Source organism: Streptomyces sp. B93 (assembly GCF_018070565.1).
In the GTDB taxonomy this organism is placed as follows: Bacteria; Actinomycetota; Actinomycetes; order Streptomycetales; family Streptomycetaceae; genus Streptomyces.
Map to the genome: position 1 here is coordinate 29,483 of NZ_JAGPXL010000026.1, position 16,855 is coordinate 46,337.

Consider the following 16,855-nt stretch of genomic DNA (forward strand, 5'->3'; position numbering starts at 1 on the left):
AGGGTTGCCTCCCCCGGCCACCCCCTTTTATAGTCGCAGTGACTATTAAAGGGGGTGGCCGTCGTCATGCACGGCTACGACAAACACGCCTACGAGCCCTTCGCCGTCACCGTCGACCTCGCGGTCCTCACGCTCCGCGCGGGCGCGCTGCACGTCCTGCTCGTCGAGCACGGACAGGAGCCCTACGCCGGGCACTGGGCGCTGCCCGGCGGCTTCGTCCAGCCCGACGAGTCCGCGGAGACGGCCGCCCGGCGCGAACTCGCCGAGGAGACCGGGCTGTACGACGTCTCCGGGCTCCACCTGGAACAGCTGCGGACGTACAGCGAACCCGAGCGCGACCCCCGGATGCGGGTCGTCTCCGTCGCCTTCACCGCCCTGCTGCCCGACGCCCCGGAGGCGCACGGCGGCAGCGACGCGGCCCAGGCGCGCTGGGTGGCCTTCGACGCCGTCGGGCCGCTCGCCTTCGACCACGACCGGATCCTCGCCGACGCCCGCGAACGCGTCGGCGCCAAGCTGGAGTACAGCTGCCTCGCCACCGCGTTCTGCCCGCCCGAGTTCACCCTCGGCGAGCTGCAACAGGTCTACGAGAGCGTGTGGGGCACCGCGCTGGACCGGCCCAACTTCCGCCGCAAGGTGCTCGCCACGCCGGGCTTCGTCGAGCCGGTGCCCGGTGGGGCCCGGCTGACCGGGGGTCGGGGGAAACCGGCGGCGCTGTACCGCGCCGGTCCCGCCGCCGCCCTGCACCCGCCCCTCCTCCGCCCGACCCGGGAAGGACGTCCCGCATGACCGCCACGACCGTCACCAAGCGCGCCGCCACCGGGGCCCTCACCGGTCTCGCCCTCGGCGACGCGCTCGGCTTCCCGACCGAGTTCAACGACGTGCCGTCGATCCTCGCCCAGTGCGGCCCCTGGCGGGAAATGCGGCTGCCGACGCCCGCGACCGTCACCGACGACACCCAGATGACGCTGGCGCTGGGGCGGGGGCTGCGGACGGCGATGGACCGGGGGGTGCTCGGGCCGGAGGCGATGGCCGGGGCGGTGCGCCGGGAGTACGTCGCCTGGAACCGCTCACCGGAGAACAACCGCGCCCCCGGCACCACCTGCATCAGGGCCTGCGAGCTGCTGGCGGACCCGGAACGGCCCTGGCAGGACGCCAGCCGGATCCACTCCAAGGGCTGCGGCGCCAACATGCGCGTCGCCCCGGTCGGCCTGGTCCCCGGGCTCAGCGACGAGCAGCGCGCGGGCGCCGCCCAGCTCCAGGCCGCGCTCACGCACGGGCACCCGACGGCGCTCGCCGCCTCCGACCTCACCGCGCACGCCGTACGGCTGCTCGCGCGGGGGGCCGAGCCGACCGGGCTCGTCGGGCGCTTGCGGTCGTACGCCTACGAGAACCGCTCCCGCTACCACGAGCGCTGGCTCGGTGACCTGTGGCGGCGGGCACAGGACCCCAGCGCCGAGCACTTCATCGCGCGCGGCTGGGACGAGTGCCTGGCCGTCCTGGAACGGCTCCAGCGGGCCGTGCGCACGGTCTCACCGGAGACCGACCCCTGTCTGGCCACCGGCGAGGGCTGGATCGCCGAGGAGGCGCTGGCGACCGGGCTGCTGTGCTTCCTGCTCTTCGTCGACGAGCCGCTGACCGCGCTGCGCCGGGCCGCCTGCACCTCCGGCGACTCCGACTCCATAGCCTGTCTGACCGGCGCCTTCGCGGGGGCGTACCTCGGCGCGGACGCCTGGCCGAGCGAGTGGGCGGACCGCGTCGAGTACCGGGGGGAACTGGTGACGCTGGGGGCGCTGTGGGATTCCTGAGGCCCTTGACGTCACCGCGCCGAGGCGCGGCGGACCCGGACCAGGAAGTCCTCCACGCGGCGGCGGTCCGGTTCGGGCGGGAGCGGTGAGCGGTGCAGAGCCGCCTCGGCCTCCGCCTCCAGACGGGTCATCCAGGCCTCGACCTCCCCCCCAGGAGACCTCGCCGCGCTTCACGGCGAGCAGCGGCTCGCCCTGGTCGCCGACGTCGACGGTGAGCTGTCCGGTGCGCAGCAGGTCGCGGACGCTCAGCAGCAGCCGCAGCAGATGCATGGCGTGCTTCCAGCGGGGCGCGCCGTGCGTGCGGACGTCGGCCTCCAGTTTCCCCCGCTGGCCCTGGGCGTACCGGGTGAACGACAGGTGCGCGTGACGGGAGAGGAACGCGCCGCGCAGCTCCAGCAGTTCACGGCCCGTCGCGTCGGCGTGCTCCACGAGCGGGGAGTGCAGGCACTCCAGGATGTTCGGGTTGGCGCGCAGCGCCAGCTCGCAGAAGCGTTCCAGCTCCCAGCTGAACTGCTCCTCGGCCGGGCCGTCCACATGGGTCGGCGGCTTCTCGAAGCGCCAGAACAGCGGGGTGGGGGCGACGAACACGCCACGGCGGTCGGTGTCGCTGCCCTCCGTCGCCAGGCCGAAGGCGCGTGAGCCCATGACACAGGCGTAGACGGTGTGGTCGCGTACCAGGGTCATCGGGGTTGCGGGGCGCATGGCCCGGAGCGTACGGCGTGGATCACGCCAGGAGGATCGAATTTCCCTCCACGGTGATCTCCTTCTCGGGCAGCGGCCTGGTCGCGGGCGGATGGGCCACGGAGCCGTCCGTGATGCTGAACCTGCTGCCGTGGCAGGTGCAGTTGATGGTGCCGTCCGAGACGTCGGCCACCGGGCACCGCTGGTGGGTGCAGATGCTGGAGAAGGCCTTGAACTCACCCTCCTCCGGCTGGGTCACCACCACCTTCGCGTCCTTGAAGACGGTGCCGCCGCCGACCGGGACGTCCGACGTCCTCGCCAGCTCCCGGCCGGGGGAGGCGTCGGTGCCGGAGGGTGAGTCCCCGCTGTCTCCGCCGTCGCCGCCGCAGCCCGCGGCGAGCGCTGCCGCGCCGGTCGCGAGGAGGACCGTACGCCGGTTGGGGCCGTGGGTCATGATCGTCACTCCGTCGGTGTGCGTCCGGGACAGGCAGCAGCATCCTCGCACCGAAGGCGCCGGGGACGAAGGAACCCGCGCCGCTGTCGGCGTCTCAGCGGGCGGGCGCCGCGCGCCCGGTCCCGGCGGGCTGACTACGCTGGACGGACGGAGAGCCGAGCTAAGGAGCGGGTTGTGGCGGTACGAGCGGTCCGGGGGGCCGTCCAGCTGGAGCGGGACGAGGCCGGACACATGGACCAGCAGGTCGGGGCCCTGCTCACCGCCGTGCTGGAACGGAACGGGCTCACCACCGACGACCTCATCAGCATCTGGTTCACCGCCACACCCGACCTGCACAGCGACTTCCCGGCCGCCGCGGCCCGCAAGCTCGGCATCGTCGACGTACCGCTGATCTGCGCCCAGGAGCTGGACGTGGCCGGTGCCATGCCGCGCGTGGTGCGGATCCTCGCGCACATCGAGTCCGACCGGGCCCGCTCCGACATCAACCACGTCTACCTCGGCGCCGCCGCCGCTCTGCGCAAGGACATCGCCCAGTGAGGACCGCACTCGTCATCGGCACCGGTCTCATCGGTACGTCCGCCGCGCTCGCCCTCGTCCAGCGCGGTGTGGTCGTGCACCTCACCGACCACGACCCCGAGCAGGCGCGTACCGCCGCCGCGCTGGGCGCCGGGACGGACGAGGCGCCCGAGGGGCCCGTCGACCTCGCGATCGTCGCCGCGCCGCCCGCCCATGTCGCCGCGGTGCTCGCCGACGCGATGCGGCGCGGTCTGGCCCGTGGCTACCTCGACGTCGCCAGCGTCAAGGGCGGGCCGCGCCGGGAGCTTCAGGCGCTGGGACTCGACCTGACGTCGTACATCGGCACCCACCCCATGTCGGGGCGGGAGCGGTCCGGGCCGCTGGCCGCGACCGGCGACCTCTTCGAGGGGCGGCCCTGGGTGCTCACCCCGACCCGGGACACCGACACCGAGGTGCTCAACCTCGCCCTGGAACTGGTCTCGCACTGCCGGGCCGTGCCGGTCGTCATGGACGCCGACGCGCACGACCGTGCCGTGGCCCTCGTCTCGCACATGCCCCACCTGCTGTCCAGCCTGGTCGCGGCCCGCCTGGAGAACGCCGAGGAGTCCGCCGTACGGCTGTGCGGGCAGGGCATCCGCGATGTGACCCGGATCGCCGCCTCCGACCCCCGGATGTGGATCGACATCCTCTCCGCCAACCCCGGGCCGGTCGCCGACCTGCTCACGGACGTCGCCGCCGACCTCGACGAGACGGTCCGCGCCCTGCGCTCCCTCCAGTCCTCCGACGAGGCCAAGCGGCTGGAGGGCAGCGCCGGGATCGAGGACGTCCTGCGGCGCGGGAACGCCGGGCAGGTCCGCGTGCCCGGCAAGCACGGGTCCGCTCCGCGGGTCTACGAGGTGGTCGCGGTACTCATCGACGACCAGCCGGGGCAGCTGGCCCGCATCTTCGCCGACGCGGGGCGGGCCGGGGTCAACATCGAGGACGTGCGCATCGAGCACGCTACGGGGCAGCAGGCGGGGCTGGTGCAGCTCATGGTCGAGCCGAAGGCGGCGCCGGTGCTGGCCGCGGCGCTTCGGGAGCGAGGGTGGTCGGTCCGGCAGTAGGGCGCCCGGCGTTGTCCTGCCGTCGTCGTGGGGGCCGCCGCCCCCACACCCCCGCTTCGGCCCTGAACGGGCCTCGTCCTCAATCGCCGGACGGGCTGGCTCCGACATCCGTCGGCCGGATGGGTGAGCCGCACCCAGTAACCTTGTTCCGGGCGTACTCCGCCCTTCCCGACGCCCAGGACCAGGAAAGGTGTTTCCACAGTGGAACGCGCCGCAGTGATTGTCGCCATCGACGGCCCCTCCGGGACGGGCAAGTCGAGCACGTCGAAGGCCGTGGCGGCGCAGCTCGGGCTGAGCTACCTGGACACCGGCGCCCAGTACCGGGCGATCACCTGGTGGATGGTGGCCAACGGCATCGACATCGACGACCCGGCCGCGATCGCCGCCGCCGCGGGCAAGCCGGACATCGTCTCCGGCACCGACCCGGCCCACCCGACGATCACGGTCGACGGCACGGATGTCGCCGGGCCGATCCGTACCCAGGAGGTCACCTCCAAGGTCAGCGCGGTCAGCGCGGTGCCCGAGGTGCGGGCGCGGATCACCGAGCTCCAGCGGTCCATCGCCGCCAGGGCCGAGCGGGGCATCGTCGTCGAGGGGCGGGACATCGGTACGACCGTGCTGCCCGACGCCGATCTGAAGATCTTCCTGACCGCCTCGCCGGAGGCCCGGGCCGCCCGCCGCAGCGGTGAGCTGAAGGGCGCCGACGTGCACAGCACCCGGGAGGCCCTGCTGAAGCGGGACGCGGCCGACTCCAGCCGCAAGGCCTCGCCGCTGGCGAAGGCGGACGACGCCGTCGAGGTCGACACCACCGAGCTGACCCTGCCGCAGGTCATCGAGTGCGTGGTCACCCTCGTCGAGGAGAAGCGGGCCGGAAGGTGACCGAGGTGCCGTCGGTACGAGGTGCGGAGGTGGGCCGCCGCATCGGCGTCGGCCTGATGTACGGGCTGTGGCGGCCGCGGGTCCTGGGCGCCTGGCGGATGCCCGCGAGCGGCCCGGCGATCCTCGCCGTCAACCACTCCCACAACATCGACGGCCCGATGGTGATGGGCGTGGCGCCCAGGCCGACGCACTTCCTGATCAAGAAGGAGGCGTTCGTCGGCCCGCTCGACCCCTTCCTGACCGGTATCGGCCAGCTGAAGGTGGACCGCGAGGGCACCGACCGCACGGCGATCACCCGGGCGCTGGGCGTGCTGGAGGCGGGCGGGGTGCTCGGGATATTCCCCGAGGGCACCCGGGGCGAGGGCGACTTCGCCGCGCTGCGCGCCGGGCTCGCCTACTTCGCCGTCCGCAGCGGGGCGCCGGTCGTCCCGGTGGCCGTGCTGGGAAGTTCCGGGCGGCCCGGACGGTTGGTGAAGGGGCTGCCCGCGCTGCGCAGCCGTATCGACGTGGTCTTCGGGGACCCCTTCGATGCGGGGGACGGCACCGGCCGCCGCACCCGCAAGGCCCTCGACGAGGCCACCGAGCGCATCCAGAAGCAGCTCACCGCGCACCTGGAAAACGCCAGGCGTCTCACCGGACGCTAGGCGACACTGAGTAGTGGATCTGTCCGGACGGAACGGGCACTCCACCGATCACCACGATGAACGACGAGGTACGGACTTCATGAACGACCACATCCAGCCCGACGGCTCGGCCGGGTTCGAGCACGAGCACGGGGCACTCGGCGACGCCGAGTACGCGGAGTTCATGGAGCTCGCCGCGGAAGAGGGCTTCGACCTGGAGGAGGTCGAGGGCGCCATCGAGGCGGCCGGGCACGGCCCGCTGCCCGTCGTCGCCGTCGTGGGCCGCCCGAACGTCGGCAAGTCGACCCTGGTGAACCGGGTCATCGGCCGCCGGGAGGCGGTCGTGGAGGACAAGCCGGGCGTCACCCGGGACCGCGTGACCTACGAGGCCGAGTGGGCGGGCCGCCGCTTCAAGGTCGTCGACACCGGCGGCTGGGAGCAGGACGTCTTCGGCATCGACGCCTCCGTCGCCGCGCAGGCCGAGTTCGCGATCGACGCCGCCGACGCCGTGGTCTTCGTCGTCGACGCCAAGGTGGGCGCCACCGACACCGACGAGGCGGTCGTACGGCTGCTGCGCAAGGCCGGCAAGCCCGTGGTGCTGTGCGCCAACAAGGTCGACGGGCCGAGCGGGGAGGCCGACGCGGCGTATCTGTGGTCCCTCGGCCTCGGCGAACCGCATCCCGTCTCCGCCCTGCACGGCCGCGGCACCGGCGACATGCTGGACGCCGTGCTGGAGGCGCTGCCGGAGGCGCCGCGCGAGACGTTCGGCGGGGCGGGCTTCGGCGGGCCGCGCCGGGTCGCGCTGATCGGCCGCCCGAACGTCGGCAAGTCCTCACTGCTGAACAAGGTCGCGGGCGAGGAGCGCGTCGTCGTCAACGAACTCGCGGGCACCACCCGCGACCCGGTCGACGAGCTGATCGAACTGGGCGGCAAGACCTGGAAGTTCGTCGACACCGCCGGTATCCGCAAGCGGGTCCACCTCCAGCAGGGCGCCGACTACTACGCCTCGCTGCGCACCGCCGCGGCCGTGGAGAAGGCCGAGGTCGCCGTCGTCCTGATCGACGCCGCCGACTCCATCTCCGTGCAGGACCAGCGCATCGTCACCATGGCCGTGGAGGCGGGCCGCGCGCTCGTCCTCGCGTACAACAAGTGGGACACCCTCGACGAGGAGCGCCGCTACTACCTGGAGCGGGAGATCGAGACCGAGCTGGGCCAGGTGGCGTGGGCGCCCCGGGTGAACGTCTCCGCGCACACCGGGCGGCACATGGAGAAGCTGGTCCCGGCGATCGAGACGGCCCTCGCCGGCTGGGAGACCCGGGTGCCGACCGGCCGCCTCAACGCCTTCCTCGGCGAACTGGTCTCCGCCCATCCGCACCCGGTCCGGGGCGGCAAGCAGCCGCGCATCCTGTTCGGTACCCAGGCGGGCACCAAGCCGCCGCGGTTCGTGCTGTTCGCCAGTGGCTTCATCGAGGCGGGCTACCGCCGCTTCATCGAGCGCCGGCTGCGCGAGGAGTTCGGCTTCGAGGGCACGCCGATCCACATCTCCGTGCGGGTGCGGGAGAAGCGCGGGAAGAAGAAGTAGCCGTGTGACGTCGGACATGACATGAGGGGCGGTCCCGGTGGTCCGGGGCCGCCCCTCAGTCGTGCGCCGTGCGCCGTCAGAGGCCTCTGCGGGGCGCTGGGGGGAGCGCCGCCGGGACATGGTGCATGGCGGTGGTCTGCTCCCCGGTCCGGCCGAACTGCCCGACCCGGTGCCACTGCTGCCCCGCGCCCTGCCGGGCCGCCCCGGCGCCCGCGCTGTACGCGCCGTAGGAACCGCCGTACGACGCGGGGGCCGGGATCGCGAACCCGCCCGTACTGTGCGGGACCGGCCCGAAGGCCGTGAAGCCCAGCTCCTCCTCGCCGCTGCGGTCGCCCGGCAGCGCGCGGAAGGTCTTGACGTACTCGGCGTAGAGCGCGTCGTAGATCGGCGTGGCCGATGGGCCGCCCTGGGGGTCATGCGACGGTCGCGCGGAGACGGCCGACGGACGGGAAGGACGGGGGGAAACGTCGTATGCGTGCACGTATGTCCAAACGACCTCGCGCGTCAAGGGATGCGGGCCGGGAGGTGCGGGCGGGGGCGCGCGGCTCAGGTGCCCGCGAGCGGCAGGGCGGCGGCGACCAGCTTGCCGTTGGCGGCGGCCTTGTCGAGGGCGTCGCGGAGCAGGTCCTCGCGGAGCTGGCGGCCGATGGAGCCGACCGGCGCGGCGAACATCAGCACCTGCTGGTGCTTGTTGGCGGCCGCGCGCCAGCTCTCGGTGACCTGGAGCGGCTGGTGGGCCTGCCACCAGGCCACCGGCTGGCCGCCGCCCGCGCCGGGCTGGAGCACGGCGTGCAGCTGGCCCATGGCGAGCAGCACCGACCAGCCGTGCAGCACCGAGGGGACGCCGTTCAGCTCGGTCAGCGGCATGAAGCCCTGCTCGATGAGGAGTGGCAGGAAGTCGTCGCCCGCGCCGGTGGCGCCGGGGCGCACGATGGGGCCGGTGGGCTCGACGACCAGCGCGGGGTGCAACTCCCCGGCGAGCAGCACGAGTCCGCTGGTGACGCCGAGCACGGCCTGCTCGGGCACGACCTTCTCGGGCTCCAGGTCGACGGTGTCGCCGCTGATGGACTTCACGGCGCCCCTCAGCTGCTCCTCGGTGACCTGGACGACCTGGGACGGCAGACAGGTGGAGTGGGCGAAGGCGAGCACGGCGGTCTCGTCGCCGATGAACAGGACGGTGCTGGTCCGCTCGCGTTCGGAGTCTCCTGGGGTGCGGCAGGACGTGCAGTCGTAACTGCCCGGGGTGTTGTCTCCGGCGAGCAGCCGGTCGGCTTCTTCGTCGCCGATCTCGGCGCGTACCTCGTCGCTGACGTCGAGCATGCGCGGCACGGGTGGCTCCCTCGGGATGCGTGCGTGGCAGGGGCCGGGTGGCTCCCGGCCCGTGGTCCGGGTCGGTCCCGGGCTGATGAAGAAGACAACGGGTGATCTGTGGCGGGAGTCACGCTGTTCGTCGAACGGAATCGCACCATCCACAGCGCAGCGTCACCGGCGCTGCGGAATCGGCCACTCACCGTCAACTCCTGCATCGGTCAAGGAACTTGACGCGGTGAAGTGGGTCACAGATCGGTCTCGGAGTCGGTCGACAAATCGTGAAATCGGGGAACGAAATGGGTGACCGGAAATCGACTGTTACCCCTGGTAATGGCGAACTGGCCTGCTCCGACGAGGAGTTGGTTGATGCGGACTCGCCGCGCTCCGTACATTCCTCCGCCGTGTGCAACGAGCACCGCCCGGGGACGTCCACCGGATCCGCCGGCCCGCACCACGGCCGACGGACGAGCACCACCACGGTGGACGGGGCGGAGCGCGACGGCCGCGCCCCCGCGCGAGCGCCGCGCCCCGTCCGGGGGACCCCGGGTCCGTCGAGAGGGAGTTCCATGTCCGAATGTGCCGATACCACTCGCGACGACGTCCGCGACCCCGGTCGCAGGACCCGTACGACCCGTACGACGGCGGTCCTCGCCGGGGCGGCACTCCTCGCCCCGCTCGGACTGCTGACCGCCACCGGCGACGCCGCGGCGGCCGACGGCGGAGTGTGGGACCGCATCGCCCAGTGCGAGAGCGGCGGCAACTGGCACATCAACACCGGAAACGGCTACTACGGCGGCCTCCAGTTCTCCGCGTCCACCTGGCGCGCCTACGGCGGCACCGCCTACGCGCCCACCGCCGACGGGGCCACCAGGGAACAGCAGATCGCCGTCGCCACCCAGGTGCAGCGGGCCCAGGGTTGGGGAGCCTGGCCCACCTGCTCCGCACGGGCCGGGGCGTACGGCGACGCACCCGCGGCGGGCTCCGGGTCCGCAGGGACCGGCTCGGGCACCAACGAGGCCCCCACCAGTCAGTCGTCGCAGCCCACGGCGCGCACCTCGGGCCACACCGACCGCGGCGCCTCCCGCGGTGACTACACCGTCCGCGCGGGCGACACCCTCAGCGGGATCGCCGCCCGGCACGGCACCGGCTGGCAGCGGCTGTACGCCGCCAACCGCGCCGTCATCGGCGACGATCCCGACGTGATCGTGCCCGGGCAGCGGCTCGAACTCTGAGCCCGCGGGCACCCGCCCCGCCCGGTCCGCCGACCGGGTGGGGCCCCGCCGCCACCGGGGCGCGGCACGCCGGGAGGGCGAAAGGTGCCGCTTAGCGTGGGCCGATGCCCCACCCCACGTGGATCTCGCGGGTCCTCGCGACGACCCTGCTCACCGCCCTCGCCCCCGTCCCCGCCGCGGCCGCACCCGGGTCCCCGGCCTCCGGGCCGCCCACGGGGGCGGCCCCCCAGCACTGCCCCAGGGACAAGTGGCCCTGGGACTGCGTCGCCGACTGCGAGAGCGGCGGGCGCTGGCACATCAACACCGGCAACGGCTTCTACGGCGGGCTCCAGTTCTGGCAGCCCACCTGGCGGGAGTACGGCGGCCTGAAGTACGCCCCGCGCGCCGACCTCGCCAGCCGCGAGCAGCAGATCGCCGTCGCCCAGGAGGTGCTCGCGGCGCAGGGCTGGGAGGCCTGGCCGGTCTGCTCCAAGAGGTACGGGCTCAGCGGCCGGATGCACACCGTGAAATCCGGCGACACGCTCTCGTCGATCGCCCGCAAGTACGGCGTCAAGGGCGGCTGGCGGACCCTCTACGAGGCCAACAGGAAGACCATCGGCGCCAACCCCGACCTGGTGCGGACCGGCACGCTGCTCGTCCTGCCCAAGGGCGCCGTGCGGGCGCAGGGTCCGGAGCGGGCGCCCGCCGTGTTCGGGCCGCCGCTCGCCGACGCGTAGTCATCGGAGTTCCGCCGCCTCACCGGCGAAGACGACCGCGCCGCGGCGCAGTTCGTACCCGAGTGCCGCCCGGCCGTGCAGCGCGGGCGGCACTCGCTGTTCGGCGATCACCACGCACGCGTGCAGGCCCGCCAGCAGGTCGTACGAGTGCGCCGCGACCGTCGGTGACATGCCCTGGGTGGGCTCGTCGACGAGGATCACGCGCGCGTGGGACAGCAGGGCGCGGGAGAGGGCGAGCATGCGCTGCTCACCGCCGGAGAGGGTGCCCGCGCGACGGGGGAGCAGGGGGGCCAGCTGCGGATAGGCGTCCAGGGCGGGGGCGTAGGAGGGGGTGGTGAGTTCGAGGTTCTCGCGGACGGTGAGGGAGCCGAAGACCGCCCGCCGCTCCGGGACCAGGCACAGGCCCCGGCGGGCGCGTTCGTGGGCGGGCGTCCGGGTGACGTCGGCGCCGTCCCACAGCACCGCGCCGCCGGACAGCGGGACGGTTCCGGCGAGCGCGCGCAGGGCCGTCGTACGCCCCGAGCCGTTGCGGCCGAGCAGGATCGTCAGCCCCGGGCCCGGAGCGGTGAGGGTGACGCCGTGCAGGGCCTCCAAGGGGCCGTAGCGCACGCGCGCGTGGCGCAGGGCGATGGTCATGGGGTGACCTCATGGCTGTCGAGGACCCGGCCGGGCGGGCCCGAGGCGACGATCCGGCCCGCCGCCATCACATGCACCACGTCGGCGAGGTCGGCCACCAGGTCGAGGTCGTGCTCGACGACGAGCAGGGCCGTGCCGTCCGCGGCGAGGGCCTTCAGGACGCGGGCCAGCGCGGCCACCTCGGCGGTGTCCAGGCCCGCTGCGGGCTCGTCCAGCAGCAGCACGCGCGGGCCGCCCGCGAGGGCTCTCGCCAGCTCCACGCGGCGCAGGGTGCCGGTGGGCAGTCCGGCGGCGGGCAGCACCCGCACCGGCCCGTCCAGCCCCAGCAGCCGCAGCGACCGCTCCACGGCACCCGGGTCGACGATCCGGCCCTGCTCGGCGCCGACCCGTACGTTCTCCGTCACCGTCAGCGTCGGGAAGACGGCCAGCTGCTGGAACGTCCGCGCCACACCGAGCCGGGTCCGGGCCTGCGCCGCCAGCCTGGTGATGTCCCGGCCGTCGTAACCGATCCGCCCGCGCGCGGGCCGCACGGTCCCGGCGAGACAGTGGAACAGCGTGCTCTTGCCGGCCCCGTTCGGACCCACGACCGCGGTGACCCTCCCGGACGGCAGATCGAGGTCGACCCCGTCGAGCGCGGTGAAGCCGCCGTAGGCGACGTGGACGCCGCGGGCGGTGAGCAGGGGTGGGGCGGTGGTCGGGCGCGGTTGTGGGCTCGAGGGCCGGTCGGGTGCGGGTGTGGTGCGGGGCCGGGTGTCCGGGGCGGGGGCCGGGTGTTCGCGCGGCGGCTCCGGCCGGGCGGGGGGTCGGGCGGGATGCGGTGCGGTCCCGGGGACGCGTGTGGCCGAGGCCGCGTCGGCTGACGGCGCGCCGTTGGGGACGCGCGTGGCCGAGTCCGTGTCCGCTGACGGCGCGCCCCCGCCCCCGGGGCGTCGCCATGGGCGAAGGTGCTCGGGCGTCAGGATCGAGGGCCCGGGGCCCCGTACGGTCAGGGCCGTTGCCCCCGTCAGGCCGGGGCGCGGGCGGGTGTGGTCGGGTGGGGGGCGTAGTCGGGTGCGCAGGTGGCGGCCCAGGGGGGTCAGGTGGGCGCGGTGAGGGAGGCGTAGGCGGTTCGCTGCCGTTCGCAGGGCGTCGTAGGGGCCGCCGGGGAAGCGGCCGACGAGGACGGCGAGGAGACCGATCACGGCGGCGGCGACACCGCCCTTGGTGCCCGCGTCCAGGCCGACCAGGAGGGCGGCGGCGGCCAGGGCGCCGAAGGTGCTGTCGGCGCCCAGGACCACCACGGCCGCGAACCAGAGGAGGCCGCGGACCGGGTCGTAGGCGCCGGGGTCGAAGGCGCGCAGGCCCATGCCGAGCATGCCGCCGCCGAGCGCGGCCAGCGCGGCGCCGGAGACGAACGCCAGCAGCTTCAGGGACGGCACTCGCACCCCGGCCGCCCGCGCGCCCGGCTCGTCGTCGCGCATCGCCGCCAGCGCCCGTCCGGTGCGACCCCGGCGCAGTGCGTGGGCGGCCAGCAGGGCGACGCCGAGCAGGGCCAGCTCCAGCAGGTAGTACGCGCGGTCGCCGTCGAAGCCCGCCGGGCGCCCCAGCGTCAGCCCCGAGGTGGCGTACGGCTGGGCGAAGACGAAGCGGCTCACGCCGACGCCCACCGCGAACGTCGCCAGCGCCAGCGCCAGGCCCCGTCTGCTGATCGCGGGCCAGCCGGTCAGCAGCCCCAGCGGGGCGACCAGCACCACCGCCACCGCCAGCGCCAGCAGTTCCGGCAGCCGGGGCAGGCCCGGGAAGCGGCCCGCGGCGAGCAGCGCCGTGAACAGCGCGCCCAGGCCCGCGTACGCCGCCTGCCCCAGGGAGATCTGACCGCCGCGGCCGGTGACCACCACCAGCGACAACAGCACCACCGCCAGCGCCGGGACCTGCACCGAGGTGTGCAGGTCCCGGCCGGCGAAACCCAGCGGCAGCAGGAACAGCACCCCGGCGACGATCCACGCGCCCGGCGGCGTCGGCACCCGCGCGCTCGCCGGGCGCGGCAGCGCGGCCCGGGTGCCGACGCCGGGCAGCACCAGCGCCGCGACGAGCAGCGCCACCACGAACAGGTTGGCGCCCACCGCCTGGAGCAACGGCTCGCCCCACCCCGACGGGTGCAGCCGCGTCAGCTGGCTCTGCGCGACCCCCAGCCCGAGCGCCACCACCACCGCGACCGTGAGGCTCCGCATCCGCGCCGCCACGGCGACCGCCACCACCTCCATCACCAGCAGCGGCAGCCCGTACGGGTCGAGCCGCACGTACGGCGCCAGCAGTACCCCCGTCAGCCCCGCCGTGAACGCCCCGAACGCCCAGCCCGCCGCCGCCACCCGGTCCGCGTCGATGCCCGCGAGCACGGCGAGCCGCCGGTCGTCGACGACCGCCCGCAGCTCCCGCCCGAACCGGGTCCAGCGGACCGTCGCCGCCACGCCCGCCGTCAGCACGACCACCACCGCCAGCTGCCCCCACGGCTCGGCGGGCACCACCTCCGGGGCGTCGTCCCGCGCGCCCAGCCCCCACAGCAGCGCCGCCCCGCCGACCAGCAGCACGAACACGCCGATCGACGCGACCAGGGTCTGCGCCGGGTCGCCGCCCAGGACCGACAGCGGGCGGAACACGAACCGTTCCAGCACCACCCCGATGCCCGGCGCCACCACCAGCAGCGTCACCGTGGCCGCCGCCCACACCGGCCAGCCCCCGTCGACGACGAGGCCGCGCAGCACATACGCGCACACCATCGCGATCGCCCCGTGCGCGAGGTTCAGCACGCCCGTCGCCCGGTAGGTCACGATCAGCCCGATGCCGGTGAGCGCGGCGGCGCCGCCGACCGAGAGACCGGCGAGGGTGAGGTCGTAGGTCAGGGACGACATCAGTCCTCGGCCGCTTCGCCCGGCTCGCAGATCGGGCACGGCTCCAGGTCGCCGTCCGCGAGCAGCCGCCCGTCGACGGGCACCGCCTCCGCCTTCCCGGCGACCAGCGGACAGTCCGCCCGGTGCAGCAGCGTGCCGCCCGGCACCATCCGCAGCTCCCCGCTGACCGCGACCGGCGCGAGCGCCGCCCGTCCGGGCTCCTCGGCGTCGGCCGCCTCCACGCTCACCAGCAGGCCGTACAGCTCCTCCACACGCGTCGCCGCGACGGTGACCCGGCCGTGGGTGAGCAGCACCGCCCCCGCGACGATCAGCGCCGCGCCCGGCACCGTGCACGACGCGAGATAGGGCAGCTGCCGCTCCGCGAACCGCTCGCCGGAGACGCCGTACCAGCCCAGGACGCACAGCACCGCGCCCGCGGCGAGCGCGGCCCACCCGGCCCACAGGACGGGATGCACGGTCCGCAGTCGGGCTGTCCGCATCGCTGGCTCCCCACGCCTCGGGTCGCAGTGCACGTGCCGGTGACGACGGCTTGCACTATGCCTTCTGGAAGCTGACCCTGAAAGAACAAGGCGGGCACGGCCCGGACCGACACCCGGTGGTGAGCCAGATGGTTCTCGGCAGCGACCCCAGGAGGGGGAAGAGGAGGTGGGGTACGGCGCTGGCCGCCGCGCTGCTGCTCTTCCTCGCCCCGGCACTCGCCGCGTGCGGCGACGACAACGGCGGCGGCAGCGAGAGCCCGCCCCCGACGCCGACCGCCGAACGCACCACCGGCGAGGCGACCGCGCCCGCCGACGCCGCGAAGGCCGAGCGCGAGGTCAAGGACAACTGGCAGCAGTTCTTCGACCCGGACACCACCCTGGAGGAGAAGCAGGCCCTCCTGGAGAACGGCGACCAGATGGCCCCCGTGCTGCGCGCCTTCAGCGGTGACGAGCGCGGCGGACAGGTCGGGGCCCAGGTGACGGAGGTCGAGTTCACCTCGCCGACCGAGGCGGACGTGACCTACACCCTCACCCTCGACGACGCCACCGCCCTGCCGGACGCCTCCGGCACGGCGGTCGAGCAGGACGGCACCTGGAAGGTGTCCGCCAAGACGCTGTGCGCGCTGGTGAACCTGAGCGGCAATGCGTCGGCGTCGCCGGTTCCGGGCTGCTGAGGCCGCCGCCGCGGTCCTGCTGCTCGCGCTCGGCACCGCATGCGGCAGCCGGCTCCCGGAGAGCGAATTCCAGCGCGACGACCGTACGCACACGCGCGTGCCCGCACCCGGCGACAGCACCCCGATCCGCGTCGGCATCGTCGCCAGCGCCACCAGCCCGGTCGGCGGCAACGCCTTCACCGGCCCGCGCGACGGCGCCAGGGCCTGGTTCGAGCGGCTCAACGAGCGCGGCGGGATCGACGGCCGCCGGGTCGAGGTGCGCGAGTGCGACGACGGCGGCAGCGGCGTCGGCAACAACGAGTGCGTGCGCAGGCTGATCGACGACGGCGTCGTCGCCCTGGTCGCCACCACCGCCCTCGACTACGCGGGCGCCCCGCTGGTCTCCCGGGCCCGCGTCCCGGACATCGGCGGCCAGCCCATCGGCGCCGCCTACGCCACCTACCCGCACCTGTACAGCGTCTACGGCACCTCCGCGCCCCGGAACGGGAAACCGGGCTGGGACGGCAAGCTGTACGGCGGCACCGAGGTCTACCGCTACTTCAAACGGGAGCACGGGGCCCGCACCGCCGCCGTCGTCTCCTACAACCAGGCCGCGTCCGCCGCCTACGCCCGGCTCGTGGAGCGCGGACTGAAGGCCGAGGGCTACCGCGTGGTCACCGAGCAGGTCGACTTCGCCCTGCCCAATTTCCGCGCCGTCGCCGCCGATCTGAAGGAGCAGGGCGCCGACCTGGTCTTCGACGCCATCGACGGCCACGGGAACGCCCGGCTGTGCCAGGCGATGGACGACGTCGGCGCCGAGGTCACCGCCAAGGTCACCAACGTGCAGAACTGGACGTCCGCCGTCGAGGACGCCTACCGGGACGCGCCGCGCTGCCGCAACGCCCTGTGGGCGACCGGCTCCAGCCGCAACTTCGAGGACACCGGGCATCCGGCGGTCCGGGAGTTCCGGGACGCCACCGAAGGGCTGGAGACGCACGCTCAGTGGCAGTTGGAGGGCTGGGCGGCGGCGAAGTGGTTCACGGACGCGGCCGGGGCGTGCGCGAAGGAGCCGGAGGGGATCACGCGCGCGTGCGTCGACGCCCGTGTCGGCCGGGCCGACGGCTACACCGCGGGCGGGCTGCTCCTCCCGGTCGGCTTCCGGGTGAGCCCCGAGCCGCCCACCCACAGCCGCACCTGCCTGTCGGTGGCCCGCTGGCAGGACGGCGAGGGCTGGGTCTCCCAGGGGGAGATGACCGAGAACTGCTTCGACGTGCCCCAGCTGGCGTACGAACCCTGA

At 74.2% G+C, this 16,855-nt stretch carries 17 protein-coding genes and 1 pseudogene; 11 read left to right on the forward strand and 7 right to left on the reverse strand.

The annotated features are described in order from the left end of the window. Positions 1-66: 66 nt before the first annotated feature. Together KBY47_RS23180 and KBY47_RS23185 are read left to right on the forward strand one after the other, a co-directional pair. Complete coding sequence (locus KBY47_RS23180; RefSeq protein WP_210923853.1) at positions 67-786, forward strand: NUDIX domain-containing protein; 720 nt, start codon at positions 67-69, stop codon at positions 784-786. Further along, a complete protein-coding gene (locus KBY47_RS23185) occupies positions 783-1,805 on the forward strand; it encodes an ADP-ribosylglycohydrolase family protein (protein ID WP_210923754.1) in 1,023 nt (340 codons plus the stop codon). Before KBY47_RS23180 ends, KBY47_RS23185 begins: the two co-directional genes overlap by 4 nt. Positions 1,806-1,816: 11 nt before the next feature. Here KBY47_RS23185 and KBY47_RS23190 read toward each other — a convergent pair. Both KBY47_RS23190 and KBY47_RS23195 read right to left on the reverse strand, forming a co-directional pair. Further along, a pseudogene (locus KBY47_RS23190) lies at positions 1,817-2,507 on the reverse strand (DNA polymerase beta superfamily protein). Positions 2,508-2,529: 22 nt separating this feature from the next. Further along, on the reverse strand, positions 2,530-2,940 hold the full coding sequence (locus KBY47_RS23195) for a Rieske (2Fe-2S) protein (protein WP_210923755.1): 411 nt from the start codon (positions 2,938-2,940) through the stop codon (positions 2,530-2,532). A gap of 174 nt (positions 2,941-3,114) precedes the next feature. On the opposite strand from KBY47_RS23195, the gene aroH reads away from it, so the two are divergent. The 5 genes from aroH (at position 3,115) to der (ending at position 7,643) form a co-directional block, all read left to right on the forward strand. After that, positions 3,115-3,477 (forward strand): chorismate mutase, encoded by a 363-nt coding sequence (gene aroH / locus KBY47_RS23200; protein ID WP_210923756.1) that lies wholly within the window; start codon positions 3,115-3,117, stop codon positions 3,475-3,477. Continuing rightward, positions 3,474-4,559 (forward strand): prephenate dehydrogenase, encoded by a 1,086-nt coding sequence (locus KBY47_RS23205; protein WP_210923757.1) that lies wholly within the window; start codon positions 3,474-3,476, stop codon positions 4,557-4,559. The genes aroH and KBY47_RS23205 overlap by 4 nt, the downstream gene beginning before the upstream one ends. Before the next feature lie 201 nt (positions 4,560-4,760). Beyond that, complete coding sequence (gene cmk, locus KBY47_RS23210) at positions 4,761-5,438, forward strand: (d)CMP kinase (protein WP_210923759.1); 678 nt, start codon at positions 4,761-4,763, stop codon at positions 5,436-5,438. Next, positions 5,435-6,082 carry a 1-acyl-sn-glycerol-3-phosphate acyltransferase gene (locus KBY47_RS23215; protein WP_210923761.1) on the forward strand — a complete coding sequence of 216 codons (648 nt, stop codon included), beginning with the start codon at positions 5,435-5,437 and terminating at the stop codon, positions 6,080-6,082. The genes cmk and KBY47_RS23215 overlap by 4 nt, the downstream gene beginning before the upstream one ends. Positions 6,083-6,161: 79 nt before the next feature. After that, on the forward strand, positions 6,162-7,643 hold the full coding sequence (gene der / locus KBY47_RS23220) for a ribosome biogenesis GTPase Der (protein ID WP_210923763.1): 1,482 nt from the start codon (positions 6,162-6,164) through the stop codon (positions 7,641-7,643). Positions 7,644-7,719: 76 nt separating this feature from the next. Here der and KBY47_RS23225 read toward each other — a convergent pair whose 3' ends face one another. Further along, positions 7,720-8,124 carry a hypothetical protein gene (locus KBY47_RS23225; protein WP_210923765.1) on the reverse strand — a complete coding sequence of 135 codons (405 nt, stop codon included), beginning with the start codon at positions 8,122-8,124 and terminating at the stop codon, positions 7,720-7,722. A 65-nt stretch (positions 8,125-8,189) separates the two neighbouring features. Next, the gene (locus KBY47_RS23230) at positions 8,190-8,972 is read right to left on the reverse strand and encodes a hypothetical protein (protein ID WP_210923766.1); all 783 of its coding nucleotides are present in this window, start codon (positions 8,970-8,972) and stop codon (positions 8,190-8,192) included. A gap of 548 nt (positions 8,973-9,520) precedes the next feature. On the opposite strand from KBY47_RS23230, the gene KBY47_RS23235 reads away from it, so the two are divergent. Further along, complete coding sequence (locus tag KBY47_RS23235) at positions 9,521-10,186, forward strand: transglycosylase family protein (RefSeq protein WP_210923767.1); 666 nt, start codon at positions 9,521-9,523, stop codon at positions 10,184-10,186. A gap of 104 nt (positions 10,187-10,290) precedes the next feature. Next, positions 10,291-10,902 (forward strand): transglycosylase family protein, encoded by a 612-nt coding sequence (locus tag KBY47_RS23240; RefSeq protein WP_210923768.1) that lies wholly within the window; start codon positions 10,291-10,293, stop codon positions 10,900-10,902. Here KBY47_RS23240 and KBY47_RS23245 read toward each other — a convergent pair whose 3' ends face one another. The 3 genes from KBY47_RS23245 to KBY47_RS23255 are packed head-to-tail and all read right to left on the reverse strand — an operon-like array spanning position 10,903 to position 14,905. After that, positions 10,903-11,538 carry an ATP-binding cassette domain-containing protein gene (locus KBY47_RS23245; protein ID WP_210923769.1) on the reverse strand — a complete coding sequence of 212 codons (636 nt, stop codon included), beginning with the start codon at positions 11,536-11,538 and terminating at the stop codon, positions 10,903-10,905. It abuts the gene before it with no gap. Continuing rightward, a complete protein-coding gene (locus KBY47_RS23250) occupies positions 11,535-14,426 on the reverse strand; it encodes an ATP-binding cassette domain-containing protein (RefSeq protein ID WP_210923770.1) in 2,892 nt (963 codons plus the stop codon). Before KBY47_RS23250 ends, KBY47_RS23245 begins: the two co-directional genes overlap by 4 nt. After that, a complete protein-coding gene (locus KBY47_RS23255) occupies positions 14,426-14,905 on the reverse strand; it encodes a hypothetical protein (RefSeq protein ID WP_210923772.1) in 480 nt (159 codons plus the stop codon). Before KBY47_RS23255 ends, KBY47_RS23250 begins: the two co-directional genes overlap by 1 nt. A 128-nt stretch (positions 14,906-15,033) precedes the next feature. On the opposite strand from KBY47_RS23255, the gene KBY47_RS23260 reads away from it, so the two are divergent. Further along, a complete protein-coding gene (locus KBY47_RS23260) occupies positions 15,034-15,579 on the forward strand; it encodes a hypothetical protein (protein ID WP_210923774.1) in 546 nt (181 codons plus the stop codon). Beyond that, positions 15,548-16,855 carry an ABC transporter substrate-binding protein gene (locus tag KBY47_RS23265; protein ID WP_210923776.1) on the forward strand — a complete coding sequence of 436 codons (1,308 nt, stop codon included), beginning with the start codon at positions 15,548-15,550 and terminating at the stop codon, positions 16,853-16,855. The genes KBY47_RS23260 and KBY47_RS23265 overlap by 32 nt, the downstream gene beginning before the upstream one ends.

Bases quoted from the DNA above. Each gene is read 5' to 3' on its own strand.
- KBY47_RS23235 (WP_210923767.1), top strand. From the start codon at position 9,521: ATGTCCGAATGTGCCGATACCACTCGCGACGACGTCCGCGACCCCGGT.
- KBY47_RS23240 (WP_210923768.1), top strand. From the start codon at position 10,291: ATGCCCCACCCCACGTGGATCTCGCGGGTCCTCGCGACGACCCTGCTC.
- KBY47_RS23250 (WP_210923770.1), bottom strand. From the start codon at position 14,426: ATGTCGTCCCTGACCTACGACCTCACCCTCGCCGGTCTCTCGGTCGGC.
- KBY47_RS23265 (WP_210923776.1), top strand. From the start codon at position 15,548: ATGCGTCGGCGTCGCCGGTTCCGGGCTGCTGAGGCCGCCGCCGCGGTC.
- KBY47_RS23195 (WP_210923755.1), bottom strand. From the start codon at position 2,940: ATGACCCACGGCCCCAACCGGCGTACGGTCCTCCTCGCGACCGGCGCG.
- KBY47_RS23245 (WP_210923769.1), bottom strand. From the start codon at position 11,538: ATGACCATCGCCCTGCGCCACGCGCGCGTGCGCTACGGCCCCTTGGAG.
- KBY47_RS23185 (WP_210923754.1), top strand. From the start codon at position 783: ATGACCGCCACGACCGTCACCAAGCGCGCCGCCACCGGGGCCCTCACC.
- KBY47_RS23255 (WP_210923772.1), bottom strand. From the start codon at position 14,905: ATGCGGACAGCCCGACTGCGGACCGTGCATCCCGTCCTGTGGGCCGGG.
- KBY47_RS23180 (WP_210923853.1), top strand. From the start codon at position 67: ATGCACGGCTACGACAAACACGCCTACGAGCCCTTCGCCGTCACCGTC.
- KBY47_RS23260 (WP_210923774.1), top strand. From the start codon at position 15,034: ATGGTTCTCGGCAGCGACCCCAGGAGGGGGAAGAGGAGGTGGGGTACG.
- der (WP_210923763.1), top strand. From the start codon at position 6,162: ATGAACGACCACATCCAGCCCGACGGCTCGGCCGGGTTCGAGCACGAG.